Annotated in this window: 15 protein-coding genes; 10 read left to right on the plus strand and 5 right to left on the minus strand. The window is 61.9% G+C overall.

The annotated features are described in order from the left end of the window. Positions 1-4: 4 nt before the first annotated feature. On the minus strand, positions 5-1,981 hold the full coding sequence (locus tag DV733_RS02955; protein WP_049993705.1) for a 3-hydroxyacyl-CoA dehydrogenase/enoyl-CoA hydratase family protein: 1,977 nt from the start codon (positions 1,979-1,981) through the stop codon (positions 5-7). Positions 1,982-2,118: 137 nt separating this feature from the next. Here DV733_RS02955 and DV733_RS02960 point away from each other — a divergent pair, with 137 nt between their 5' ends. Then, complete coding sequence (locus tag DV733_RS02960) at positions 2,119-3,276, plus strand: acyl-CoA dehydrogenase family protein (protein ID WP_049993706.1); 1,158 nt, start codon at positions 2,119-2,121, stop codon at positions 3,274-3,276. A 305-nt stretch (positions 3,277-3,581) separates the two neighbouring features. On the opposite strand, the gene DV733_RS02965 is transcribed toward DV733_RS02960, so the two are convergent. Continuing rightward, positions 3,582-3,869: an amphi-Trp domain-containing protein gene (locus DV733_RS02965; protein WP_049993707.1), complete on the minus strand. Its 288-nt coding sequence runs from the start codon at positions 3,867-3,869 to the stop codon at positions 3,582-3,584. Positions 3,870-4,043: 174 nt separating this feature from the next. Here DV733_RS02965 and DV733_RS17595 point away from each other — a divergent pair, with 174 nt between their 5' ends. The 3 genes from DV733_RS17595 to DV733_RS02980 all read left to right on the plus strand — a co-directional run bounded on the left by DV733_RS17595 (position 4,044) and on the right by DV733_RS02980 (position 7,345). Beyond that, entirely contained in the window at positions 4,044-4,775 is a 732-nt protein-coding gene (locus tag DV733_RS17595) for an ATP-grasp domain-containing protein (protein ID WP_237560482.1), read from the plus strand. Positions 4,776-5,070: 295 nt separating this feature from the next. Further along, the gene (locus DV733_RS02975; RefSeq protein WP_049993709.1) at positions 5,071-6,618 is read left to right on the plus strand and encodes a protein kinase family protein; all 1,548 of its coding nucleotides are present in this window, start codon (positions 5,071-5,073) and stop codon (positions 6,616-6,618) included. Beyond that, complete coding sequence (locus DV733_RS02980) at positions 6,611-7,345, plus strand: hypothetical protein (protein ID WP_049993710.1); 735 nt, start codon at positions 6,611-6,613, stop codon at positions 7,343-7,345. The genes DV733_RS02975 and DV733_RS02980 overlap by 8 nt, the downstream gene beginning before the upstream one ends. Here the strand turns inward: DV733_RS02980 and DV733_RS02985 are convergent. Next, positions 7,342-8,004 (minus strand): glycerophosphodiester phosphodiesterase, encoded by a 663-nt coding sequence (locus DV733_RS02985; RefSeq protein WP_049993711.1) that lies wholly within the window; start codon positions 8,002-8,004, stop codon positions 7,342-7,344. The two genes, DV733_RS02980 and DV733_RS02985, sit on opposite strands and share 4 nt — an antisense overlap. A 145-nt stretch (positions 8,005-8,149) precedes the next feature. Here DV733_RS02985 and DV733_RS02990 point away from each other — a divergent pair, with 145 nt between their 5' ends. Further along, the gene (locus DV733_RS02990) at positions 8,150-9,898 is read left to right on the plus strand and encodes an outer membrane protein assembly factor BamB family protein (protein ID WP_079979412.1); all 1,749 of its coding nucleotides are present in this window, start codon (positions 8,150-8,152) and stop codon (positions 9,896-9,898) included. 87 nt (positions 9,899-9,985) lie between these two features. Here DV733_RS02990 and moaA read toward each other — a convergent pair whose 3' ends face one another. Next, positions 9,986-10,993 (minus strand): GTP 3',8-cyclase MoaA, encoded by a 1,008-nt coding sequence (gene moaA / locus DV733_RS02995; protein WP_049993713.1) that lies wholly within the window; start codon positions 10,991-10,993, stop codon positions 9,986-9,988. Positions 10,994-11,153: 160 nt separating this feature from the next. Here moaA and DV733_RS03000 point away from each other — a divergent pair, with 160 nt between their 5' ends. Next, the gene (locus DV733_RS03000) at positions 11,154-12,194 is read left to right on the plus strand and encodes an Mrp/NBP35 family ATP-binding protein (RefSeq protein ID WP_049993714.1); all 1,041 of its coding nucleotides are present in this window, start codon (positions 11,154-11,156) and stop codon (positions 12,192-12,194) included. Positions 12,195-12,512: 318 nt separating this feature from the next. Here DV733_RS03000 and DV733_RS03005 read toward each other — a convergent pair whose 3' ends face one another. Next, on the minus strand, positions 12,513-13,391 hold the full coding sequence (locus DV733_RS03005; RefSeq protein WP_049993715.1) for a cytochrome c oxidase subunit 3: 879 nt from the start codon (positions 13,389-13,391) through the stop codon (positions 12,513-12,515). A 79-nt stretch (positions 13,392-13,470) separates the two neighbouring features. Between DV733_RS03005 and DV733_RS03010 the strand changes: the two genes are divergently transcribed. From DV733_RS03010 to DV733_RS03025, 4 genes are all read left to right on the plus strand, one after another. Continuing rightward, positions 13,471-14,850: a hypothetical protein gene (locus DV733_RS03010; RefSeq protein WP_049993716.1), complete on the plus strand. Its 1,380-nt coding sequence runs from the start codon at positions 13,471-13,473 to the stop codon at positions 14,848-14,850. Continuing rightward, complete coding sequence (locus DV733_RS03015) at positions 14,847-15,107, plus strand: hypothetical protein (RefSeq protein ID WP_049993717.1); 261 nt, start codon at positions 14,847-14,849, stop codon at positions 15,105-15,107. The genes DV733_RS03010 and DV733_RS03015 overlap by 4 nt, the downstream gene beginning before the upstream one ends. A gap of 219 nt (positions 15,108-15,326) precedes the next feature. Then, complete coding sequence (gltB, locus tag DV733_RS03020) at positions 15,327-19,907, plus strand: glutamate synthase large subunit (RefSeq protein WP_049993718.1); 4,581 nt, start codon at positions 15,327-15,329, stop codon at positions 19,905-19,907. A 299-nt stretch (positions 19,908-20,206) separates the two neighbouring features. Beyond that, positions 20,207-25,585, plus strand: a complete 5,379-nt coding sequence (locus tag DV733_RS03025; RefSeq protein WP_049993719.1) for a glucodextranase DOMON-like domain-containing protein — start codon at positions 20,207-20,209, stop codon at positions 25,583-25,585. Positions 25,586-25,666: the final 81 nt, after the last annotated feature.

Below are 25,666 nucleotides of genomic sequence, written 5' to 3' on the forward strand. Positions count from 1 at the left end.
GTCCCTACTTCCCTTCGAACTCCGGCTCCTCGTCGCCGAAGAAGGCGTTGATGCCCTCGTGGACGTCCTCGCTGCCGACGACGTGGCCGAAGCCCATCGACTCGACTTCCAGGCCGGTCTCGTGGTCGTCCCAGCCTTTGCTCATCGCGCGCTTGGTGTAGCGCATCGCCAGTGGCGGGCCGCCGGCCAGTTTCGCGGCGTACGCCTGGGCTTGCTCCTCGAACTCAGCTGGCTCGTAGACCTCGTTGACGAAGCCGAACTCTTCCATCTCCTCGGCGGGGTAGCGCTCGGCCGTGAAGATGATCTCCTTGGCACGGCCCATCCCGATGATCCGCTGGAGGCGCTGGGTGCCGCCCCAGCCCGGCAGCAGTCCGAGGTTGAACTCCGGCTGGCCGAACTCGGAGCGAGTCGTGGCGACGCGAACGTCTGCACAGGTCGCTAGCTCCATCCCGCCGCCGAGACAGTAGCCGTCGATGGCGGCGACCACGGGCATCTCGATCTCCTCCAGTCGGCCGAAGGTCTCCTGGCCGAACTTCGAGAGTTCGACCGCCTCGAATGGGTCCGCACCGCTCCCGGCGATGCTCATGAAGTCCGCCCCGGCGGAGAACGCCCGGTCGCCAGCGCCCGTCAAGAGTAGCGAGCGGACCGAGTCGTCGTCCGCGACGACGTCCAGCGCGGCGTCCAGCTCCTCGATGAGCTCCAGCGAGATGCTGTTCATCTGCTGGGGGCGGTTCAGTTCGATGTGTGCGACTTTCTGTCCGGGATAGCTCAGCGTGATCGTCTCGAAGTCGACGCTCCCCTCCTCGTCACCCGAATCGTCGTAGAAGCCGCCCTGCTCTGCGAACTCCGCGAAGTGTTCGTAGGGTTCGTATCGCGGATGGCCGCTGGATTCGTGAGCCTCCTGGATCACGTCGTAGAGCTCGGCGAGTCCGTACTCGTCGGCCATCTTCGCCGGCCCCTTCGGCCAGCGGCCGCCGAGTTTGACCGCGGTGTCGATCTCTTCGGCGGAGGCGACGTCCGCCCCGATGAGGTAGGCCACTTCGTTGGCGAGCGCGGCCAGGAGCCGGGCTTTGACGGTCTCGTCGGCCTCGTCCATCGGGACGTCAGCACCATCGCCGTCCTCGTAGTCGTAGAAGCCCTCGCCGGATTTCTGGCCGTACTGTTCGGCCTCGACTTTCTCGACCATCAGCGGACAGGGCTCGTAACGCTGGCCCAGTTCGTCGTTCATGTAATCGAGGACGTGGTAGCCGACGTCGATGCCGACGTAGTCGGCCAGTTCGAAGCTTCCCATCGGGAGCCCGATGTCGAACTTCGTGGTCGAGTCGACCTCGGCGATCGAGGCCACGTCGTCTTCGACCAGCCACGCCGCCTCGTTCATCAGCGGCACCAGGATGCGGTTGACGATGAACCCGGGAACGTCCTTGCGGACGCGAACCGGCGTCTTGTCCATCGCCACGGCGAGGTCTTCGATAGCGTCGAGCGTCTCCCCCGAAGTGTGCGCGCCGGAGACGACCTCGACCAGGTCCATCCGCACCGGGGGATTGAAGAAGTGCATCCCGCAGAACTGCTCGGCTCTGTCGGTGACCTCCGAGAGGTCGGTGATCGAGAGACTGGAGGTGTTGGTGGCGAAAATCGCCTCCTCGGGGGCGTACTCGTCGATTTCGGTGTAGACCTCCTTTTTGATGTCCATGACCTCCGGGACGGCCTCGATCACGACGTCCGCGTCCGAGACTGCCTCTTCGAGGTCCACCAGCGGCGTGATCCGCTCGATGGCCGCCTCAGCTTCTTCGTCGGTCAGCTGGTCCTTCTCGGCGAGTTTGTTCAGGCTCCACTCGATCTGCTCGTAGCCGTCCTGCACCAGTTCCTCTTCGATGTCCCGCAACACGACGTCGTAGCCCGCCATCGCCGCGACCTCCGCGATGCCGTGGCCCATGTTTCCGGCACCCAGTACCGAGATTGTAGTGATATCGTCGATGTCCATGATTCTCCATTCGGATTCACATCTGGGGGACGGTTTAACGTTTCTCTCAGGGGGGAACCTGCCAGCCGTTTATGAACGCGTTGTAGATTTATTTGTGATTACAAACCATTATGGTTTGGTGATTGTAACACACCCACATGGATTTCGAACTCGAGGATCACCAAGAACAGGTTCGCGAAGAGGTACGGAAGTTCGCCGCAAACGAGATCGAGCCGGTCGCCACGGAGTACGACGAGGCCGAGAAGTTCCCCCACGAGATCGTCGACAAGGCCGCCGAGATGGGGCTCACAGGAGCAAACATCCCGATGGAGTACGGCGGGGCGGGCTACTCGACACTGGACGTCGCGATCATCACCGAGGAACTGTTCGCAGTCGATCCCGGGATCGCTCTCTCGATCATCGCCGCCTCGTTCGGCTCGGACGCCATCATGGGCTTCGGCACCGAAGAACAGAAAGAGCGCTGGCTCGAACCGGTCGCTGCCGGCGACGCCATTATGGGCACGGCCATCAGCGAGCCCGATACCGGTAGCGACGTCTCCTCGATCTCGACTCGCGCCGAGAAAGACGGCGACGAGTGGGTCATCAACGGGAACAAGATGTGGATTACCAACGGCACAGTCGGCGACTACTTCGTCGTCATGACCAAGACCGACCCCGAGGCCGAGGGGCGGTACAACGGCTTCTCCCAGATCGTCGTCGAATCGGATCGCGACGGCTTCGAAGCCGAGAAGATCACCGGCAAGCTCGGGATTCGCGCCTCCGATACCGCTGAACTGATCTTCGACAACGTCCGCGTCCCCGAGGAGAACCTCGTCGGCACGCGGGGCGGCGGCTTCCTCCAGCTCATGCAGTTTTTCGACGAGACCCGGACCGCCGTGGCCGCCCAGGGCGTCGGGATCGCCAAAGGCGCGGCCGAGGCCGCACTCGATTATGCCCAAGAACGCGAGCAGTTCGGCAAGCCCATCGGCGAGTTCCAGGCCATCCAGCACAAGCTCGCTGACATGTACACCCAGACCGAGGCAGCCCGCCAGCTCACCTACAAATCGGCCTGGAGCGTCGACAACAAGAGCGATCAGCTCACCATGCTCGCCTCGATGGCCAAGGAGTACGCCTCCCGCGTGGCCGTCGAGGTCGCCGACGAGGCCGTCCAGATCCACGGCGGGGCGGGCTACGTCAACGACTTCCCCGTCGAGCGGTTCTACCGCGACGCCAAGATCACCCAGATCTACGAGGGCACCACCGAGATCCAGAAGAACATCATCGCCCGCGAACTGATGGGCAAGGGGATGTTCTAGAGACCACTTTTTCCCGCTCGGGTTTCCTCGGGCCGTCTTCGACGGCCCTGCGGGAACCCATCGCGGCAAAAACTTGGGGAAAAGGCCGGACTCGCCGTTGGCGAGTCCGGGGAAACGCGGCGCTATGCGCCGCGTATGCTTGTCGTTGTTCAAACGGTATCCGGGAATTGATCACAGAGAGACACATTCCATCAGAATCTCGTCACACTCGCCGTGCAAGATATAGAGAGTGAAGCCAGCACAGAGGCTACATTTGTTCCAGACCTGTACCCCTGAATCAGCTGCTCAGCGTGCGTCCGAAATGACTACTCGATTTCTAACTGTCCACTTCCGCCACCCTCCTGACCGTCGTTTTCGTCCCATTCGAGTTCGAACTCGATACTTCGTTCAGTCATGTTGCCAGCCGGGCCTTCGCGTTCAGCTTTGACTTCGAAGGTCGGTCGGGCAGGGGGATTCAGCGTTACAGATTCGGAGCCTGCTTTCAGCTTGAGAGCGTTACCGCTGTCGAGATTGTCCGCGACTTTCCGAAGGTACGATGCAATCTCTTCTCGACTCTGGTCGCTCTCTGATTTGAACAGAACTTCTTCAGGCATACAGGAGACGGTACACAACCTGCACAAATAAATGCGCCCGCCGTATTGAGTGGATAGGACTGGCCAGTGTGTTCACACCTGTTTGGCCATCCCCTATTCATGATGCCTGTTACTGAAATCGCTACACACCCGAATGCTATTCAAATTCGCGCTTGAACACTACTGTAGAGCCGTATGGAAAGGAATCGCGGTATCGGTATCCTGTGTCAAAAGAGCAAGCCGGTGTTCCGCGACGTAGGCGAGCGTCTTCGGAATGCAGGCTTTCAGGTTCGATTCTTCCATCCCCAATCACCCCTCTCACCAGAACAGATCACCGATCTCTCGTTGATTGTTAACAAGAAGACACTCCCGAGTGCACTCCCAACTCTCAGGCATGCTCGACGGACGGGAATAGTGCTGTGGAACAACTTGCAGGCGTTGATTTTGTTCAGTTCACGGCTTGTCGGTCTTCGGGCGCTTTCGGAGATGGGATTTCTCACACCAGAAGTCTCCTTCGAGAAACCTGATGGCGAGTACGTCGCTAAAGGCTACTACATCTGGAACCACGAACCCGAACTCAACGGCGAGGGTGATTTCTATCAGGAACTGATTCCGACGGAACCAGTCGATTACAAGTATTATGCCGTCAACGACGGGTCACAGATACACGTCGCGGGGCGGCGCGTCACCTCGAAGCTCTACGGGGAGAAACAGTTCATCGGCCAGATAGAGATCAGGCCAGAACTTGCAGCGTCGCTCCGAGAACTTGTTGAACGATTTGACCTTCGGGGTGTCGGGGTTGATCTGGTCAAAGATGACAATGGTCAATATTGGGCTGTCGATGTCAACCTCGCAGCTGGATACCGGGACACTGGACTGGAGCCTGCCCTCACCGAATCGATTATTGCGAGTTTGTCAAGCAAGTGAAAAAAGTAACTACGACTTCGGGAGGACGGCCACTGTGGTGAATTACTGGCTGAAATTGTAACTCATAGTGGCTTTCAAAAAAGCAGTTTGACCAACCGATGAGTATTGCTTGATTCACGCCGGGACAACCGACGTGGTTTTGCTGTAGACGCGCCCTGTATCTTGCACGGCACTCAGGACATGATGCCTGGTTGTTAGACTCCCCAGTACAACCAACCGACGCATCGTAGAACTACCTGTCAAGGGGATGTTTTAATACCCCCCTTCCACCTACATCAATGCAGCAAGGTGTGCAATGGGATCGCAAGGTGTCGACGACGAAGCGGCCGCTCGTGAACGGATCGCAGCACTCGTCCGCTCGCCCGCCGAGAGCCGTCGTCTCCTCCCGGGAGTGGTCGGACTGCTCGAAGCCGAGGACGACCATCTCAGGCTCAGTGCCGCCTGTGGCATCTGTCTGGCAGGCCGTGCCGACCCTGAGCTGTTGCCGTATCTGATCCGTCGCCTTCTCAACCGGCTCCACGCCGATTCGGTCCGCGCTGAGGCGATGTTCGCCTTCGAGTATCTGGCCTCACAGTTTCCCGAAGAAGTCGACGAAATCGTCGACGAGCTACGCGAGGAGAACGACGGACGCGAACCGCTGTCGTACGCCCGGCCCGGCGGATTCCGGCGGAGCCACATCTACTCGCCGTCGAGCAATCGACACGACGTCGGCCGGACACGCCTCGCGGGCGACCGTCGAGACCCCGGCCCCCAACAAGTCTACAACGACGACGGCGAGCCGGTCAAACGCCAGCCCGGCCCGAAAACGGCCGCCGAAGAAGGCGCGCATGAGACTGACGACGACGAATCCGACCCAGACACGAGCGCTGACGAGGAGTCCAGCACAGACGCGACAGATGACGACACAGCGACGCCGGAAGCGCCCGACGGGCAGTCAGGCGGAGTCCACGCTTCCCCGGACGAGCGTCCAGACTGGATACTAGACGAAGAGACACTAGAAGCGATTCTCGCCGAAAGCGCCTTCGAAGACATCACGATTCTCGCGGGGCACGAACAGGGCCTATTTTCCGAGAACTACCGAACGCTGGCTGTCGCCCGCGGGACCGAACGTGCAACGGCGCTGCGACTGTTTCGCCAGCCTGAGTCGAACACCGACGGCTTCGAGCGGTATCTCTCGGTCGCGCTCGACCGGTGGAACCGGGTCAGCGCAGCCAGCAACGTCATCTCACTGTACGATTACGGGCAGCGACCACAGCCGTGGGCTGCCGTCGCCTACACCGAACAGACGCTGGCCGATCGCGACCGGCTCCCGATCGGCGAGGCGCTCTGGAACGCGATTACACTCACGCGGACGGTCGAGACGCTACACGACAACAACGTGATTCACGGCGGCCTCGATCCGGGTAGCATCGCCTACACTGGTGCGATCATGGACGAGAACGAACGCCTGACGCCGCTGATCGATCACGTCGGACTTATCGAAGCGTTTCGCTTTCACTTCGACCCCTCCGAGTATCTCGATCCACGGTACGCCGCTCCGGAGTACTTCGACGCCACGTTCGGCGAGATCGACCACGCGACGGATATCTACCAGCTCGGGGCGATCCTGTACCGACTCTTTACCGGGGAGGCCCCCTACGACGGGGACGACCGTCCCGTTCAGCGACAGATACTCGAAGGGTCCGCTGTGGCTCCGTCCGAGCAGGTCGAAACGGTTCCCCGGTCGGTCGACAACGTCATCTCGAAAGCGATGGCCGCCCAGAAGCTCACGCGGTACGAGACAGTAGCGCACCTGGAGCAAGATTTACTGCAACTGCGCGACCATCTGGTGACAGATGGCTAGTGAGTGGCTCGGCCTCAACGAGATTGCCGGCAGTGCGAATTTTACGTTCGTGGCGTTCATCACCTACGTCCTCCTGACCGTGATCGGCCTCCGGTTCGGCCTCTATGCCTACTGGAACGGCCGAGCCACCGAGTCCGACGCCCAGATCACGCTGTGGGGCTATCTCCTCTTCATCGGGGTTGCCGCGATTCTGTCCGGCGTGGTGGGCATCCTCAGGATCGTCCTCCGCGTCTTCGGCGACGTCTTGCTCAACCTCGTCGGGGGGTTCATACTGGTCATGGTCCTGTGTCTCGTGCTCGCGCTCCGGGCGGTGTACATCAGCAGCAGCGGAGTTTCGGCACCGAGCGACCGACTCCTGATCGGCGTCTTCGTGGTCGCGGTCGCGGTCTCGACGCTCGGGATGCTCGCACTCGATTCGATGCGAACGCCCTTCGCGGGACTCCAGGGAGCGACCGGGGTGGCGCTCCTGGCCTACGGCTATCGGTTCGGCTCGCGCCAGCTCGCGAACACCCGCGTCCAGGGGACGCTGCTCGATACCCTCCTGCGCCACCTGCTCCCCGTGCTGTTGTTCGGGTCGATGATTCCCGTCTCGGAGCTTGCGGTCGTCGCCGGACTGGATCGAGCGATCGTCCTGCACGTCCAGATTGTCTTCGTCATCATGACCGCGACGACGTTGATGACGGCGACGATCAAACTCCGGCAGAACCTCGTCGGGATGGGCGGTTAGTCCAGACAGGCCGCCGGCTCCTCGGCGATGATCCCGTCGACGCCCATCTTCTCGTACTCGCGGGCCTTCTCGGGATCGCTGACCGTCCAGACGTTGACGTTCAGGTCCGAGCGGTGGGCCCGTTCGAGCAGCGCGAAATCGACCAGCCGCCAGTGAGGGTGGATGGCCGCACAGTCGAGACTGGCCGCGCGTTCGATCCCCGCCTCAGAAGAGGAATCGACCAAGAGTGCGCGATCGACGTCCGGGTCGGCCTCCCGGGCAGCCCCCAGGGCGTCGATATCGCGTGAGGACAGCAGAATCTCGGTGTCGAAGTCGCTAGTGAGATCGATCACCGACTCGACCAGGTCGCGCTCTTTAAGATCGATGTTGAGCCCGACGCCGTCAGGCATAGCCCGGAGGACGGCTTCCAGCGACGGGACGCCCTCACCCGTGCCGAGGACGTCCATCGACTGTAGCGTCGCCAGCGAGATGTCCGCGACGGGTCCAGTCTCGTCGGTCACGCGGTCGACCATCTCGTCGTGGATGACGACCGGATCGCCCGAGCGACACTGCCGGACGTCCACCTCGATCATGTCCGCCTGCTGGCCGGCCTGTCGCACCGCTGTCAGTGTGTTCTCCGGATACAGCCCCGCGAAGCCGCGATGGGCGATACAGCGCATATGCAGGGCGACGAACGGGGGCCAAATAGGGTTTTGGTGGCACTACCGTGGTAGAGTCGCCTATGAAGATAGTGTTGACAGATAAAAAGAAATATGTGGATACATATAAAATCCACATGCGAGTTCACATAAGAGGGCGATAGATATGAGATATGAAGATATATTCACTTCTGGAAGCACAATTACAGAGCCCTACCAGACTGGCGATTCGTTAGTGTGTACTTTCCAGACAGGCGATAGTATATACTCGATAGATAGTCAGACTGGTGAAAAAAATGGGGTAGCAAATCAATTGGGCGAGCTTACCACTAGTTTTCGGTATCAGGGAACTGTGTACGTCGGAACAAACAGTGGAAATGCGTATGCGATAGATGCGAACACAGGCAATAAGCAATGGTCCTACACGGAACCAGCGAATCGGATTTTTGTATACCCGCCTTATCTAAATGATAATATACCTATATTTAGTTCAAACACTTTGTACATTGTTGATCGGAGGACAGGGACAGAGCAATGGCAATGGGCTAATACGAACGGGGGTAGCTGGTTCCCCGATAATGACACAGTATACATTGGTGATAATAATCTATATGCAGTCGACGCAACAACAGGCGCAGAACAGTGGACTTATGAAGAACCACTTGGCCCCATTGGACAAATTGAGGTAGTGAACGGAACTGTCTACGTAGAGGATGATGTACATGTTTTGTATGCAGTGAATGCAACGTCCGGCACTGAAGAGTGGAGATATGACGTCTCAAACGATTTTCTCATTGATGGATTTGATGAGGAGTCTGGAATTCTCTATTTTGTTACTCTCCCCGACGATAGCCAACATGACGTATATGCCATTGATATGGCCGATGGCTCAGAATTGTGGGCTGCTGATGGATCAGGTCAGGCTCAATTGCGAGGGATTGTCAATGGAGCGTCATATCTGACTATTGATGGCATGGTATTGGCTGTGGATGGAAAGACGGGTAATATTCAATGGACCTACTCGAAGCCCAGTGCGGATGTAATCTTTGGCGAAGATCATATCACTAACGGAACAGTATATATGGATGATAACAGTAATGTGTATGCAGTAGATGCAGAGACAGGGAATGAACGGTGGGTTTATACTGGACTTAGTGATAGTGGGAGTAGTTACATTAGAGAAGTTACTAACGAAACAGTATACGTCGAGGAGAATGTTGATAACAGTGAAAACGCTTATGCAGTGGACGCAGAGTCTGGAAACGAACAGTGGTCTGTCACTGGATCAAGTGATGCTTCGATTGGCACGGTAATTAATGGATTTGCATATGTAAGTCTCGATGAAATTGTATTCAAGATTGCTCCAGATCAAGACCCAAGTTGGTCATATACTGCTTCAAATGAACCGTCCGCCGTTGACGTCGTAGACGGGACTGTTTATATTCGCGATAATGGAACTGATTCGGACAGCTATCTATATGCAGTGAACGCAGAAACGGGCAACGAAGAGTGGAACTATGGCATCCTCAGTGAATTCATAAATAATGTAAATATCAAACCAATAATCACTAATGAGGGAATTTCTGTGAATTCTAACGGCGATATTATACAAACTGGTGGACAGGCAACGATAGATATTTCAGCACTACAAGTGAACGAAATTGAAATTGAAGGTCTTTGGACTGACTGGGATAGCTTAGTCAATAAAAATCTGGATGGTGGGACTGCAAACAATAACATAGCAAATGATGGTATCTTTAGGATTGAATGGGGCAGCACTCAAGGAGAAGTGACGCCGTCAATAGTTATTGCACCACCACAGGACACCTATATTGGTGGTGAATACGTAGTGACAGTTACCGGAACGGATGGAACGAACTCTGACACCGATGAAGCGATCATCGAGATCGCGTAAATGAGAGACGGACTCGCAAGAGTGAGTGAATAAAAGCGACGTGGTATAGAACCAGAAAATCATCACCGACAGAGAAGTTGACCTCCTCTAGTCGTCACCGGGTAACGGCTGCTCCGTCACCGCCGGCTCGCCCACGTACTCCTCGTTCAGCACCCACTCGCCGTCTTCCTCGATCATGTACTCGCCGTAGTATGGCACCCGGTCGGCCACCACCTCGCGGAAAGCCGCCCGAATCTCGGGTTTGGTCATCTCACCCATCGGATGGACCCGCGGCCGGTTCAGACAGCCCTTCAGCGATCCGTCGTGGGTCACCCGCACCCGGTGGCAGTTCGCACAGAAGTCGGCGTTCTCTACTGGGTCGACAATCTCCACCATCCCTTCGCCACTCCCGGACTCGTCGCTCACGAAGTAGCGCTTGCGGTCGTGCATCTCGCGGGTCTCGATTCGGTCGGCCTTCCCGTCGAGCCAGTCGTGGACCCGCTGGATGTCGATCGCCCACTCCGGATGACCCGCGATCTCGGGCATGTACTCGATCAACTGGAGCTGCAGGCCGTCGTTTGCAGCGACGTGCTCGACCATCTCGGGCACGTAGCCGGCCGTGGCCTCGAAGACGACCATGTTCACCTTCACGGGAGCCAATCCTGCATCGAGCGCCGCCTCGACGCCCTCGATCACCCGGTCGTACGCCCCCGATTTGGTGATCTCCGCGAAGGCTTCGGGGTCGATCGCGTCCTGAGAGACGTTCACCCGTTCGAGTCCCGCATCCACGAGGTCCTCGGCGCGGCCCGGCAGGAAGGTCCCGTTGGTCGTCAGCGAAACCTCTATTGAGTCAGGCGCGCGCCGGACGATTTCCTCCAGATCCTGGCGGAGCATTGGCTCCCCGCCGGTGAGCTTGACCTTCTGGATGTCGAACTCCGCGGCGATCTCCAGCAGCCGGACGACCTGCTCTGTCGACATCTCCGCGTCCTGAGCGGCCATCGGCCCACGAGTGTCACCCAACCCCTCGTTGTGACAGTAGACGCAATCGAAGTTGCACCGATCGGTCAGCGAAACGCGAATACCCGACACTTCGCGACCGAAATCGTCGACGAGCATCAATTAGTAGATGATACTCAGAGCCCACGCTTAAACTACCTGCCGAATACCAGTTCGTGGTAACCCTCGATAGTTACGCCCAGAACAGTTTCGGACGGGAATCGATCACGCGGAGACGACTGTCACAACCCTTATCGCCCGCCGAGAGCCACACTAGTGTATGGACGAAGCCGCCATCCGCGAGACGCTGTCGGCCGTCGAGGACCCCGATCTTGGCGACGACATCGTCTCGCTCGGACTGGTCAACGCGATCAGCGTCGAGGACGACCACGTCGCGATCGATCTGGCACTGGGCGCACCCTACTCCCCAAACGAGACGGCTATCGCCGACGACGTTCGGGCCGTCCTGGCACAGGAATATCCCGACGTCGAAGTCGAGCTGTCGGCCTCGATCGACAGCAGTCTCGACGCCGACGAGCAGGTCCTGCCGAACGTCGAGAACATCATCGCCGTCGCCTCCGGGAAAGGCGGGGTCGGCAAGAGCACCATCTCGGTGAATCTCGCCGCCGGCCTCGCAGACATGGGCGCACGGGTCGGCCTGTTCGACGCCGACATCTACGGCCCGAACGTCCCGCGGATGCTCGGCTCCGAGGAGACTCCCCAGGCCACGCCCGACGAGACGATCATCCCCCCGGAGAAGTACGGGATGAAACTGATGAGCATCGACCTGCTGATGGGCGAAGACGCCCCTGTGATCTGGCGCGGCCCGATGGTCCACAAGGTCCTCACCCAGCTCTGGGAGGACGTCCAGTGGGGCAGTCTCGACTACATGATCGTCGACCTCCCGCCCGGGACCGGCGACACCCAGCTCACACTCCTGCAGAGCGTGCCCGTCTCCGGGGCCGTGATCGTCACGACCCCCCAGGAGGTCGCCATCGACGACGCCCGCAAGGGCCTGCAGATGTTCGGCAAGCACGAGACCCCCGTTCTGGGAATCGTCGAGAACATGAGCCGCTTCAAGTGTCCCGACTGCGGCGGCGAGCACGCCATCTTCGGTGAGGGCGGCGGCCGAGCCTTCGCCGAGGAGAGCGACATGCCGTTCCTGGGCGAGATCCCGCTCGATCCGGCGATCCGCGAGGGCGGCGACGAGGGCAAACCGATGGTGCTGGGCGAGGGCGAGACTGCCGAGGCGTTCCGGGACTTCGTCGAGCGAACTGCGAACAATCAGGGGATCATCCACCGGCGACGCGTCTCACGATAGAGCGGGCACCGGCAGCGCGTCTCGCGATTGAACAGGGATACTCACGCTCTCGAAACGAAGAGAACGGGAGTAGTGCGCCAGAAGATCTGACGCGGGGTGATGATGGATCGGAATCGAGATGTCGTGGTGCCACCCCCAAGTGGTCACGTGCGGCCGCCGTTCCCCCCAGAACGACGGTGATGATCCTTTCCCCCGCTTGCGACACTATCCCGTGATATCGACTGTTTCGGATGAAGTATAAAATAGTTACGGATAATTGCTACACAGTTCTATCGAGCCGGGCAGAAGCAATACGAAAAGAGAGCGCTCGGCGTCAGACTACAACTCAGCGCCGACGTACAGCGTGACGACGAGGAAGACCCACACCAGGTCGACGAAGTGCCAGTACATCGAGACCGTCGTGACCGAGGTGTGTCGCTCCGCGGAGTACTGCCCGTAGATGCTGCGGACGAAGACGATGCCGAGCAGGAGTGCGCCGAGGGTGACGTGAGCGCCGTGGAGGCCGGTCAGGCCGTAGAAGGCGCTGCCGAAGACGCCGTCAGTGAGCGTGAAGCCATCGTGGACGATGAACTCGTAGTACTCGTAGATCTGCCCGCCGATGAAGACGATTCCCAGCAGGAGGGTAATCCCGAGCAACCGGATGTAGCGCGTGCGGTTGCCGTTTCGAAGTGCGACGTGCGCGAAGTGCAGCGTCACACTGGACGCCAGCAGGATCGTCGTGTTGATCAGGATGAGACTCCCCAGCAGCTCGGGGAACCCGTCGGTACTCCAGGCTCCGGCCCGGATGAAGAAGTAGTAGACGAAACCGGCCCCGAAGGTGGCGATCTCCGAGCCGAGGAACAGTACCATCCCGAACCTGAGGCCGCTGCTCCCGTGACCCTCGGTCCCGTGCTCCCAGTAGTTGACGACGAACGCGTGATATAGCCAGCCGTAGATTCCGACCAGCAGCGTCAGGACGCTGAGTGAGACCACCGCACCACCGACGATCTGCATGGTGACGGCCGTCCCTCCGATCGAGGTCAGCGTCATGTTGTCGTTCATACCCCAGACCAGCAGGGCAGCACCGACGTAGATCATGCTGCCGCCGACGGCGGCCACGAACGGCCACCAGCTCGCCTCGCCGAACCCGCGGGGCCAGTCCTCGACCGCCGGGAGGTGGTGATCCCCGTGGTCGTCTGTTTCTGCAGCCATATCCATGCGTTACGAGTCGACCGCTAAAAACCCTCCCAACTTCGCTTCGGAACATACTCGGGTCCGGGACCCCCAGGACCGACACATGCACAGCCGGCGAGTACGTCGCTGGGAGACGCTCGCGTCGTGGCTCGCGCTGCTGGTCGTCGCCGTCGGCCCGGCGGCCGCCCACGGCGCGTCTCTCGGCGGATCGCGCGAGACTGTCTCGATCCCGGCGTGGCTGTTCCTCCTCACTGGTGGCGCGGCCATCGGCGCGTCGTTCCTGCTGGCGTCGCTGGTCACCGACCGCGCTCTCATCGACGCCATCCACGGCTGGCGGCGGCCGATCCCGCTCCCCGGCGAACGCCTGCTTCGCGGGCTCCTGCAGCTCGTCGGCGTCGTCGGACTCGGTTTCGTCCTCGTCGTCGGATTTCTCGGCCCCGATCGGGGGACCGCCAACGCGGCCGTCCTGCTGGTGTGGGTCGGCTGGTGGGCCGGCTTTACGGCCACGACGTACCTCGTGGGCTCGATCTGGACAGCGCTGAACCCCTGGCGGACGATCGCCGAGCTATTGCCCTCGCTCGATCGGCCCTATCCCGAGCGACTCGGTGCCTGGCCCAGCGTGGCCGGACTCCTGGGACTGGTCTGGCTCGAAGTCGTCAGCCCCGTCGCCGACGCGCCGGGCGTGCTGGCGACGGTCGTCGCCGGGTATACAGTCTTCACGCTCGCTGGCGCGCTCGCGTACGGCTCGGAGATCTGGTTCGAGACGGTCGATCCCATTTCGCGGGTCTTTCGCTACTACGGGCGACTCGCGCCGCTGGCACGGGAAGACGGGAAAATCCGAGTTCGACTTCCGGGGACGGCGCTCTCGGAGACGCGGCTGGTCGACGGGCTCGACGAGGTCGCGTTCGTGATCGCGCTGGTCTGGGTGACGACCTACGACGGCTTCGTCGCGACGCCGACCTGGCGCTCGCTGGCCGACCCGTTCGTCGCGGCCGGCGTCCCGCCGCTGGCCCTCTACCTTCTCGTCCTGCTCGCCGGGTTCGGCCTCTTCTTCGGTGTCTTCATCCTTGGCGCACGCTACAGCCGCCGACTCGCGGGGACGTACCTCTCCGCCACGGCGTTGACCCGTCGGTTCGCCCCGCCGCTGCTCGCGATCGCCGCCGGATACCACCTCGCGCACTACCTGGGGTACTTCCTCACGCTGGCCCCGTCGCTGGCAACCACGGCGGTAGCACCGTTGACACTCCTCGATACTGTGCCGGTGCTCGCGCTACCGGGGTGGTTCGACGGGATCGCGCTGGCGAGTGTCCTGCTCGGCCACGTCCTCGCGATCTGGGCTGCCCACGCGACGGCGTTCGACCTCTTTCCCGGACGGCTGCAGGCCATCCGAAGCCAGTACCCCTACACTGTCGTCATGGTCGTCTACACCATGTCCAGCCTCTGGATCGTCTCCCGACCGACCATCCCGCCCCCCTACGTATGACCAACGACCGCTACGACGTTCCGGCCGACGCAGAAGTCCACGAATGTCCATTCTGCAGCAGACCGTTCGCCGACTCGAAATCGCTGACGCTCCACGAAGGCCTCGACCATCCCGACCAACTCGGTGACGACGAACGAGTGGCGTTCGAGCGCGTCTACGACGAAGAGACCGACGATCTCCGGCGCTATCAGCTCATCGCGATCGGCGCGATCGTCCTGCTGTATTTCAGCCTTCTCATCGTCTACGCACTCATTTGATCGAATATATTCCATTATACACTACGTTCGTGAAATAGGTCCGTTTCGAGAGTCGTCATTCCAAACCATCCGGCCAAATGTCGACCAGTCGATAGAGCCTCCGAAACGACGTTTCTCGATGGAAAATAGCCAAGAATATTAATACCCTTATTTGGCTTTAATACTCCCTTACCCCTTGAAGGATACCCTCTTATTACTGGAGACGTAAGTGAGGCGCACATGGCTGGACATCGATCAGGCGATGCTCCGGGCGGAGCCGGACCCGGGGTATCACAACTGGACGAACGGTCGAATTGCGGCGTCGGGGTCGTGATGGACCTCGACGGCGGTCGCGACCACTGGGTCGTCGCGGACGGCCTCGAACTGCTGGAGAACCTCGAACACCGCGGGACCACCGGCGCCGAGGAGAATACGGGCGACGGCGCAGGGATCAAACTCCAGATCCCGCACGAATTCTTCGCCGACGAAGTCGACGCCGAGCTGCCCGACCCTGGGGCCTACGCTGTCGGGACGATCTTCTTCCCCCAGGACGACAGCGCGAGAGCTGAACTCCAGACGCTCGTCGAGGAACAACTCGCTACGGAAGGACTGGACGTGCTGGCGTGGCGAGAGGTCCCCACCGTCAACGGCGACCTCGGGGCGACCGCACTGGAGTCCGAGCCGGCCGTCTGTCAGGTATTCGTCGAGTCTTCGCTGGGCAACACTGGCGAGCAACTCAGCCGCCAGCTCTACGTCGGTCGCCGCGCCGTCGAGAACGGAATCGAGTCCCTCGCCGGCGACCAAGAGGGCGTCGAGCGCTTCTACTTCGTCTCGCTGGATCACAAGACCGTCGACTACAAGGGTCTGCTCAAGGCCGAGCAACTCCCCGTCTACTACCCCGACCTGACCGACGAGCGCTTCGAGTCGACGTTCGCGATGGTCCACGCCCGCTTCTCGACGAACACGCTCGGTGCGTGGCACCTCGCTCACCCCTACCGGCGGATCATCCACAACGGCGAGTTCAACACCATCGAGGGCAACATCAACTGGATGCGTGCTCGGGAAACCGACCTCGACAGCGATGTCTTCGAGAGCGCGGTCCCGGACGACGAGACGCCGGCCATCGAGAAGATCAAACCCATCATCGACGATCCGGACCAGTCCGACACCGCCAGCGTCGACAACGCGCTGGAACTCCTGCTGGAGTCGGGTCGTGATCTCCCCCACGCCCTCCGGATGTTGATTCCCGAGGCCTGGCGTCACGAAGACAACGACGTACCCGAGAAGCGCCGGGAGTTCTACGACTACCACGCCTCGCTGGTCGAACCGTGGGACGGTCCCGCACTCGTCGCGGCGACTGACGGCGAGCGGATCGGCGCCGTCCTCGATCGCAACGGCCTGCGGCCCTGTCGGTACGACCTGCTGGAAGACAACACGCTGGTCATGGCCAGCGAGATGGGCGCACTCCAGTACGACGAGAGCGAGATCCGCGAGCGCGGCCGTCTCCAGCCTGGCCAGTGTTTCCTCGCCGATCCAGAGGAAGGCCGGATCGTCCCCGACGAGGAGGTCTTCGAGGGGCTGATCGACGACAAATACGGCGAGTGGGTCGACCAGGAGCAGGTTCGGCTCCCCGAGATCGCCGCACAGGAAGATCACGGCCTTCACAACGACGTCCCGGGACTGCGTAACCAGCAGGCCCTGTTTGGCTACACCTACGACGAGGTCGACCACCTGATCGAGCCGATGGCCGAGAAGGGCAAGGACCCGATCGGCTCGATGGGCGACGACACGCCGCTGTCGGTACTCAGTCAGCACAACCGCCCCCTGTTTAGCTACTTCAAACAGCTGTTCGCACAGGTGACGAACCCGCCGCTCGACTACATCCGCGAGGAGGTCGTCACCAGTCTGGAGTCACGCATCGGCTTCCAGCGCAACTTCCTCGACGAGACCCAGGATCACGCCCGCCAGCTCGTCGCTGACTCGCCGATCCTCACCGACGCCGAGATGGCCGCGATCAAAGAGATCGACGCCAACGGGATGGAAAGCGCAGTCGTCGACATCACCTTCGACCCGGAGACTGACCTCCGGACGGCCGTCGAGGACGCTCGCGAGGCCGCGACCAACGCGGCCACCGAGGCCGACATCCTCGTGCTCTCGGACACGGACGCCGGCGACGATCGTCTGCCGATCCCGAGTCTGCTTGCGGTCGGCGCGATCCACCATCACCTCGTCCGCAACGGCCTGCGCAACCACGTCGGACTCGTGCTGGAGTCGGGCGACCCCCGGACGGTCCATCACCACGCGACGCTGGTGGGTTACGGTGCCGACGCGATCAATCCGTATCTGGCCTACCAGACCATCGAGGATCTGGTGGCCGGGCCGGACGGCGCCGAGTTAGAGGAGGCCATCCGGGCGTACGTCACTGCGCTGGAGGATGGCCTTCTCAAGACGATGGCCAAGATGGGGATCTCGACAGTCGAAAGCTACCAGGGCGCCCAGATCTTCGAGGCCGTGGGGCTCTCTTCGGACTTCGTCGCGGAGTACTTCGAGGGGACGACGACCCGGACGGAAGGGATCGACGTCGCGGACGTCGAGGACGATCTCCGCAAGCGCTACGCGGTCGCGTTCGCCGAGGACGCCGACATGGAACGCCAGGGCGAGTACGAGTTCCGCTCCGGCGGGATCCACCACCAGTGGAACCCCCAGACGACGGGCGCGCTCCAGCAGGCGGTCCGGATGGGCGACTACGAGCGCTATCAGGAGTTCGCCGAGATGATCAACGACCAGCAGGAGAAACTCCAGACCCTCCGGGGCCTGCTGGAATTCGACACCGAGGGTCGCGAATCGATCCCGATCAAGGCGGTCGAGCCGATCGAAGATATCGTCGATCGGTTCGAGTCGGCCGCCATCTCGCTCGGTTCGATCTCGCCCGAAGCCCACGAGAACCTCGCGATTGCGATGAACCGACTCGGTGCGAACTCCAACACCGGCGAGGGCGGCGAACCGCCCGAGCGCTTCCACACCGAGAAGGAATCGAAGACCAAGCAGGTCGCCTCGGGCCGGTTCGGGGTCACCTCCGATTACCTCTCGGCCGCCGAGGAGCTCCAGATCAAGATGGCCCAGGGTTCCAAGCCTGGCGAAGGCGGCCACCTCCCGGGGAAGAAGGTCAACGAGATGATCGCCCACGTCAGGTACGCGACCCCGGGCGTGGCGCTGATCTCGCCCCCGCCGCTACACGACATCTACTCCATCGAGGACCTCAAGCAACTGATCCACGACCTGAAGGCCGGCAATCCCGAAGCGGACATCAACGTCAAGCTCGTCGCCGAGGACGGCATCGGGACCATCGCGGCGGGTGTCGCGAAGGCCAACGCGGACGTGGTTCACATCTCCGGGGACTCCGGTGGAACCGGGGCCTCCCCGAAGACCTCGATCAAGAACGCGGGCCTGCCCTGGGAACTCGGCCTCGCGGAAGCGAACCGGATGCTCCGGGCGACCGGACTCCGATCTCGGATCAAGGTCACGACCGACGGCGGGCTGAAGACCGGCCGGGACGTCGCCGTCGCCGCCCTGCTGGGCGCGGAGGGCTACGTCTTCGGAACCGCGCCGCTCGTCACGGAGGGCTGTGTGATGGCCCGGCAGTGTCACGAGAACACCTGTCCTGTCGGCGTGGCAACCCAGAAGGAGAAACTGCGCGAGCGCTTCCCTGGCCAGCCCGAGCACGTCATCAACTACATGACGTTCATGGCCCAGGAATTGCGGGAGATCATGGCCGAACTCGGCTTCGCCGAGCTGGACGAGATGATCGGTCGGACCGAGTTACTCAGCCAGCGCGAGGACGTCACCCATCCCAAGGCGAAGAAACTCGACCTCTCGGTGATCACCGAGTCGCCGCCAGACGGCGACGACCGGATCAAGACCCGCGAGCAGAACCACGACGTCGACGAGCAGTTGGACTGGGACCTGCTGGACGAGATCGGCGATTCGATCGAGACGGGCGAACCCGTCGCACTCGACACCGAGATCAGCAACGTCGACCGTGCCGTGGGGGCGACGCTGTCGAACGCGATCTCGAACGAGTACGGCACGGAGGGGCTGCCCGACGACACGATCCACGTCGACTTCGACGGGACCGCCGGCCAGAGCTTCGGCGCCTTCTTGCAGGACGGCGCGACCTTCGAACTCACGGGCACCGGCAACGACTACGTCGGCAAGGGCCTCTCCGGCGGGAAGCTGATCGTCCACACGCCCGAGCAAGCGCCCTACGAGCCGACCGAGAACGTCCTGATCGGCAACGTCGCGCTCTACGGCGCGACTCAGGGCGAGGTGTACGTCAACGGGATGGCCGGCGAGCGCTTCGCCGTGCGCAACTCCGGTGTGAAAGGCGTCGTCGAGGGCGTCGGCGACCACGGCTGTGAGTACATGACAGGCGGCGCGATCGCCGTCATCGGCGACACGGGCAAGAACTTCGCCGCGGGGATGTCCGGCGGGGTCGCCTACGTCTGGGATCCCGCTGAGGAGTTCGAATCCGACGCCAACACCGGGATGGTGACGCTCTCTGACACCCTCGAAGAGACGGATCGGCAGCTGCTCCGGCGACTGCTGGAGAACCACGTCGCGTACACCGACTCCGCGCGCGCGGAGGCGCTGCTGGAAGACTGGGAGCAGACTCGCTCGGAGTTCGTCCGCGTCATGCCCGACGCCTACGCGGAGATCATCGAGGAACGCGAAGGCGACGACGTCAGGAACGAACTCCCGCCGGCCGCGACGCCTGTTGTCAGCTCTGACGGCACCGACTTCCAAGCGTCGAGCGACGACTGACCGACGGCATATTTTTCGTTGTGATGCAGCGTCTGTTGAAGGGATAGTTTGCCCCTATATCCTTGTTAGGGAGTCTCTAGGGAGGAGATTTGCGGTCGACTACCCCTGAAAAATGAGGAACAAATACCACAATACTTTTGCACAGGTGGCAAAACTCTTCGGACGTGCGATTGGACATACTCGGTGGCGACACTACGCGGACGGTTCACGGCGAGCGAGCAGGAGGCGGGCACAGACTGGCGAACGCGACCAGAGGCGAGCGAACGCAACCGAGTACGGCCAATCGTTATGAGTAATCCATGAAACGAAGAGAGTATCTTACAGGACTTGCAGGACTTGGCGCACTGTCGGCAGCGACAGGACAAGTTGGGGCTGAGACGGGAGTCCGACGGCTTGGGCTCAGTGCAGTCGGCGACAGTCACCACCCGGGGCCGCCCCGGTTCGGGCACGTCGGAGAAACGTTCTACGACCGGCCAATCACGGACTTCAGCGTCGACCACGCGGGTGGCAAAGACCGTGACAGCTTCGCGCCGCGAATCGTCGATTCGATCGACGAGGACCCGGAGAACTACAGTGCAGAGGACTTCTCGTGGTCGATCGTCGAATCACCCGATGACAGCTCGGCCGCTCTGGAGTATCGCCCGCCGGACGACAACGCGGGCGTCGAGCAGTACGATCCGGGCAAAAACAACGTCGCGGAGTTCGCGCCCGACGTTCCGGGACGATACGTCTTCGAAGTCGACGCACCCGACGGGACCCACCAGCAGGTCCTCCACATCTTCCCGGAAGACAGTGGCGAGGGTGGACCACCACGACTCTCGCTCGACGGGGAGTACGACAGCGAGGCCGGCGCGTTCGTGATCGAATCCAACGCGATGCTCGCGCCCAACAGCCCGCGGTCGCCGTCCGATATCGAAGTCGGGTGGATCGCGGACAACCGCGACGCGCTCGCGGATGCAGACGTTCAGATCAGCGACGACACGCTGACCGCGACCATCCCGGAGAGCGCACTCGACGGGGAGACGGCGCGCCTGCACGCCTGCCCATACGACGGCGCGAGAGCGGGCCACAGCGACACGATCAACCTCGATCCCGAGAACCAGACGATCGAGCATCCCACGCATCCGCCCGAGTGGATGCAGGACGGGATCATGTACGAAATCTTCCCGCGGTCGTTCGGTGGGCCGCCGGAAGAAGGCGAGTGGCCCTTCGAGAACTCCAACGGGAACTTCGCCACGATCGAAGAACGGCTGGACCACGTCGAGTCACTGAACATCGACGTCATCTGGTTCACGCCCGTGGTGCCCGCGGAGAGTTCCAACTGGAAGCCCCAGGCGTACCTCGACGGCGACGAGCGCTCCCGCTTCAAGTTCGTCGGCGGCGGCCCGCACGGCTACGACGCGCTGTCGTACACCCAGATCGCCGAGGACCTCACCTCGGAGTACTCGATCCAGGACTACTACGACGAGCCGTGGCCCTACGAGGAAGGCTACGACCCTGACAACAACGTCCGGGAGGACGCCCGCGCGAGCGCGCTGGAAGAGTTCAGGAGCTTCGTCGAAGAGGCCCACAGCCGTGACATCAAGGTCTGCTTCGACTTCGTGATCAACCACTGTGGGCGCCACCACGAGATGTTCCAGAACACGATCGGAGCAGAAGGCGACTTCACGCCGGAAGGGTGGACCTACAGCTCCATCGAGTCGTGGAACGAGGACTCGAAGTACTTCGACTGGTTCAACCGCACGACCAGTCCGAACAGCACTGACGACGGCACCGTCGTCGATCCGGCACCGGCTCCGACCGGATTCTCGGGGCTTCGCGTCATGCCCGAGTGGAACTACAACAACGTCGCCGCACGCGAGCACATCCTCGCGACAGCCGACTTCCTCTCGAACGACGTCGGCATCGACGCGTTCCGGTGTGACATCGCCTACGGTGTCCCCCACAGCTTCTGGAAGGAAGTCCGAGACGTCGTTCGGTCGAACGACAGCGACTTCATGATGCTCGACGAGACGATCCCGAACGACCCCGACTTCGCCGAAAACGAGTTCGGCGTCCACTTCGACACGGCGGACTTCATGAAGACTGCCGGACACGGCGTCGTCAACGGCGGCGACCCGATGCAGCTGTACGACGCCGTCGCCAAGCGCAAGCGCGAGGGCTGGCCGGACCACACGCTGCTGATGAACACGACGGAGAACCACGACGAGCAGCGACTCTACAAAGTCGCCAGAGACGGGACCCGCGAGGACCCGGCGAAGGCCCAGCGTGCAGTCTGGGCGGCCGGTGTCACCCTCCCCGGCGTCCCGTTCATCTACTACGGCCAGGAACACCTCATCACCGAGCACGGCCACCAGCGCTACGACTTCGACGGCTCGGGCGAGGACGGCCGCACCGGTGACGTCAGTTCCACCGTCTACAAGCGTTCGTTCATGAACTGGGCGGACAACGGCGACGAGGTGCCCGAAGACCACCTCGAGTTCTACCAGAACGTCACCCAGTTCTACAAGGACAACGAGATTCTCCACCCCCACGTCGACGCCCAGAAGACGTGGTTCCAGTCCGACGACAGCGTGCTGGTGTTCGGCCGGTCGATGGAGACTGACGACGGCGAACAGAACGTCGTCGTCATGGTCCACTTCGATCCCGGGACTGCGCAGATCGATCTGCTCCCCGGGACGGAGACGACCGACATGTTCACGGGCGAGGACATCAGCGTCGACACCGACAGCGAGGGCGTCTCCCTCGAATTCGACACGCTCGCAGTCGTCGAGACCGACACGCTGTTCAGCGTCGGCGAGAAGATCGCCGAATTCGACGAGCCGACCGGTGACGACACCGGACCCGGCAGCTACACCTACCCGACCGGCGACGCCTACAACGACGGTGCGTTCGACATCTCGGCGATGTCGGTGCACACGAACGCGGAGTCGGTCCAGTTCCGCGCCGCTATCGACGGCAACCTGACGAATCCCGAGGGATACAGCGGTGGTATCACCGCCCAGCACCTGCAGGTCTACATTCGCGATCCCGAATCGGACGAAGGTGCCACCCAGGGACGGACGGGCACGAACGTCACCTTCGAAGACCCATACCATTACCGCGTGGTCGCAAACGGCGAGAACGGAGTCGTCGTCGAAGATCACCAGGGTAACGAGGTCGCCGAGGGGACGCTCATGGCCAACCAGGTCGCCGACGAGATCGTCGTCGAGATCCCCCAGGAGATCCTCAGTGGATCGCTCCGCTCGTATCAGGTCGCGCCGCTGCTGTTCGGCTATCACCCCGACGGCGACGGTGGCGTGATGCCTGTCCAGTCCGAGGCCGGCGAGATGGCCTTCGGTGGAGCCGAGACGCCCGAGAATGCACCACGTGTCATCGACATGGTCGTCCCGTCGACGTCCTCGCAGTCCGACGCGCTGAGCTACTCGGGCGATTCGATGGCGACGCTACCGTACACGACACTGGCCAGCGAGTACGAACAGATCGGCCAGGCCACCGATCCGGAAGGCGACGACAACGGTCCCGGGAACTTCCAGTACCCGTCCGGGCCGGAGAGCGAACACTACGAGGGAATGTGGGACATCACGAGCGTCCAGGTGTACGAGAGCCGATCGCGGACCCGCTTCGAGTACACCATGGCGACCGAGATCCAGAACGTCTGGGGTCTCAACGGTATCTCCCAGCAGTTCCCGCAGGTCTACATCCGCGACCCTGACGCCGGCGAGGACGTACCGTCCTCGACAGAGGCTCGAGACGGACTCAAAATCTCGTTCGACGAGCCGTACCACTACCGCGTCGTCGTTCACGGCGAAGGGACGACACAGGTCGAAAACGCCAACGGCGAGGTCATCACCGGGAACGTGAACCTCGCGGCTCAGGGAAGCAACATCATGTTCGACTTCCCGACGAGCGCGATCGGTGGCTCGGTCGAAGGAGCACAGATCGCGGCGCTGGTCGCCCCGTACGACGGCTACGGGACCGCCGGTGTGCGTCAGTCTTTCGCCGCCGAACCCGCCGATTACACGATCGGCACGAGCGGCGAACCTACCGAAAATGCCCCGCGTGTCATGGACATGGTCACGCCCGACGGGACCAGCCAGGAACAAGCGCTCGCGTACACCGAGTCGGCGACCGCACAGGTTCCGCTCGCCGGCTGGGAGAGTACGTACGTCCAGACCGAGGGACTCCCCTCGATCACCGATCCCGAAGGGGACGGCAACGGTCCGGGCACGTACACGTATCCGACTTCGGATCAGATTCCGGAAGGCTGTTACGACGTGTCTGAAGTCGAAATCGAGAGTACGACCCAGTACTGGAACTTCACGGTTCACATCAACGGCCCCCTCGAGAACCCGTGGGGCGGCGAAGCCGGGTTCAGCGTCCAGGCGATCCACGCCTACATCCAGGATCCCAACGCGGGCGAAGACGTAGAGTCGAGTGCGTCCCCGCGTAGTGGTGTCGTCTCGTCGTTCCAGGAAGGATACCACTACCGCGTCGCCATCCACGGCGAGAACGGTCCGAAAGTCGTCGAGACCGCCACCGGGGAGACGCTCGCGGAAGGGATTCCGGCCGAAGCCAGCCAGGAGAACGACACGATCAGCTTCAGCGTCCCCAAGACGCACTTCCAGACCGAGAACCTCAGGGAGATGAAGATGACGATGATGATGCTCCCGGTCGACGGCTTCGGGACCGGCGGCATTCGACAGAACTTCGGCCAGGAAGCCGCACAGTGGGCGTTCGGCGGCGCGAAGGCCGACACGTCCGAAACCGCTCCGCGGATCATCGACCTCATCGGGCCGGAGGACGTCGTCAAACAGGAAGAGGCGCTCTCGTACTCGGCTGATTCAGCACCGACGATCCCGCTGTACACGGTCGAGTCGCTCGTAACGGGCGAAGTCGAGAGCAGTCTGCAGGCGCTCGCACCCCCCGTCGGAGACGTGTGGGCTGGCCAACAGGCCCAGATGGACGCGTCGAACTCCTCGGATCCGGACGGGCAGACGCTGACCTTCTCCTGGACCCAGACCGGCGGTCCGAGCGTCGAACTCTCGGGCGCCGACACGGCCCAGCCGACGTTCACCGCACCCGACGTCGACGAAGAGACCTCGCTCGGGTTCGAGGTCACCGTCACAGACCCCGATGGCAACAGCGCGAGTGCGACGACCTCCGCGACGGTCGTCCCGCAGTCGGCAAACGACGCCCCGGTCGCGGAAGTTGCCAACGGCGATCGAACGGTCGACCCCGGCGAGATCGTCCTGCTGGACGGTGCGCCTTCGGACGACCCCAACGGCGGCGAGTTGAGCTTCCAGTGGGAGCAGACCGGCGGCAGCCCATCGGTCGAACTGTCCAACGCCCAGACGTCGGGCGCGGCGTTCACCGCTCCCGAGGTCGACAGCGAGACCACCCTGACGTTCACGCTCACCGTCGACGACGGCCAGGGCAAGACAGGGTCCACCGACGTCAACATCACCATCGCCGGCAGCGGCGGTGGCACCGAGACCGAAGACGGAGACGGCGGCGATACCGGCTCCGGATTCGGTCCCGGCTTCGGTGTCGTCTCCGGTGCGCTCGGCACCGCTGGCGGGGCGGCCTACGCTGCCAAGCGCCTCCTCGGTGAGGACGGCCCCGCACAGCCTGACGACGTCGACGTCGACGACGTCGAAGAACCAGCCGACGACTAACACGGCAGTCGCGCTTTTCGGTCTTTTTTCAGTAGCTAGCGAGTGAGGACCCAGCCGGAACCGAAGACAGCGTCGCGACCG

The organism is Halapricum salinum (assembly GCF_004799665.1).
GTDB classification, from domain to species: Archaea; Halobacteriota; Halobacteria; order Halobacteriales; family Haloarculaceae; genus Halapricum; species Halapricum salinum.

Excerpts from the sequence above, each read along its gene's own strand:
- DV733_RS02955 (WP_049993705.1), bottom strand. The coding sequence starts at position 1,981 with ATGGACATCGACGATATCACTACAATCTCGGTACTGGGTGCCGGAAAC.
- DV733_RS02960 (WP_049993706.1), top strand. The coding sequence starts at position 2,119 with ATGGATTTCGAACTCGAGGATCACCAAGAACAGGTTCGCGAAGAGGTA.
- DV733_RS02965 (WP_049993707.1), bottom strand. The coding sequence starts at position 3,869 with ATGCCTGAAGAAGTTCTGTTCAAATCAGAGAGCGACCAGAGTCGAGAA.
- DV733_RS17595 (WP_237560482.1), top strand. The coding sequence starts at position 4,044 with ATGGAAAGGAATCGCGGTATCGGTATCCTGTGTCAAAAGAGCAAGCCG.
- DV733_RS02975 (WP_049993709.1), top strand. The coding sequence starts at position 5,071 with ATGGGATCGCAAGGTGTCGACGACGAAGCGGCCGCTCGTGAACGGATC.
- DV733_RS02980 (WP_049993710.1), top strand. The coding sequence starts at position 6,611 with ATGGCTAGTGAGTGGCTCGGCCTCAACGAGATTGCCGGCAGTGCGAAT.
- DV733_RS02985 (WP_049993711.1), bottom strand. The coding sequence starts at position 8,004 with ATGCGCTGTATCGCCCATCGCGGCTTCGCGGGGCTGTATCCGGAGAAC.
- DV733_RS02990 (WP_079979412.1), top strand. The coding sequence starts at position 8,150 with ATGAGATATGAAGATATATTCACTTCTGGAAGCACAATTACAGAGCCC.
- moaA (WP_049993713.1), bottom strand. The coding sequence starts at position 10,993 with ATGCTCGTCGACGATTTCGGTCGCGAAGTGTCGGGTATTCGCGTTTCG.
- DV733_RS03000 (WP_049993714.1), top strand. The coding sequence starts at position 11,154 with ATGGACGAAGCCGCCATCCGCGAGACGCTGTCGGCCGTCGAGGACCCC.
- DV733_RS03005 (WP_049993715.1), bottom strand. The coding sequence starts at position 13,391 with ATGGATATGGCTGCAGAAACAGACGACCACGGGGATCACCACCTCCCG.
- DV733_RS03010 (WP_049993716.1), top strand. The coding sequence starts at position 13,471 with ATGCACAGCCGGCGAGTACGTCGCTGGGAGACGCTCGCGTCGTGGCTC.
- DV733_RS03015 (WP_049993717.1), top strand. The coding sequence starts at position 14,847 with ATGACCAACGACCGCTACGACGTTCCGGCCGACGCAGAAGTCCACGAA.
- gltB (WP_049993718.1), top strand. The coding sequence starts at position 15,327 with ATGGCTGGACATCGATCAGGCGATGCTCCGGGCGGAGCCGGACCCGGG.
- DV733_RS03025 (WP_049993719.1), top strand. The coding sequence starts at position 20,207 with ATGAAACGAAGAGAGTATCTTACAGGACTTGCAGGACTTGGCGCACTG.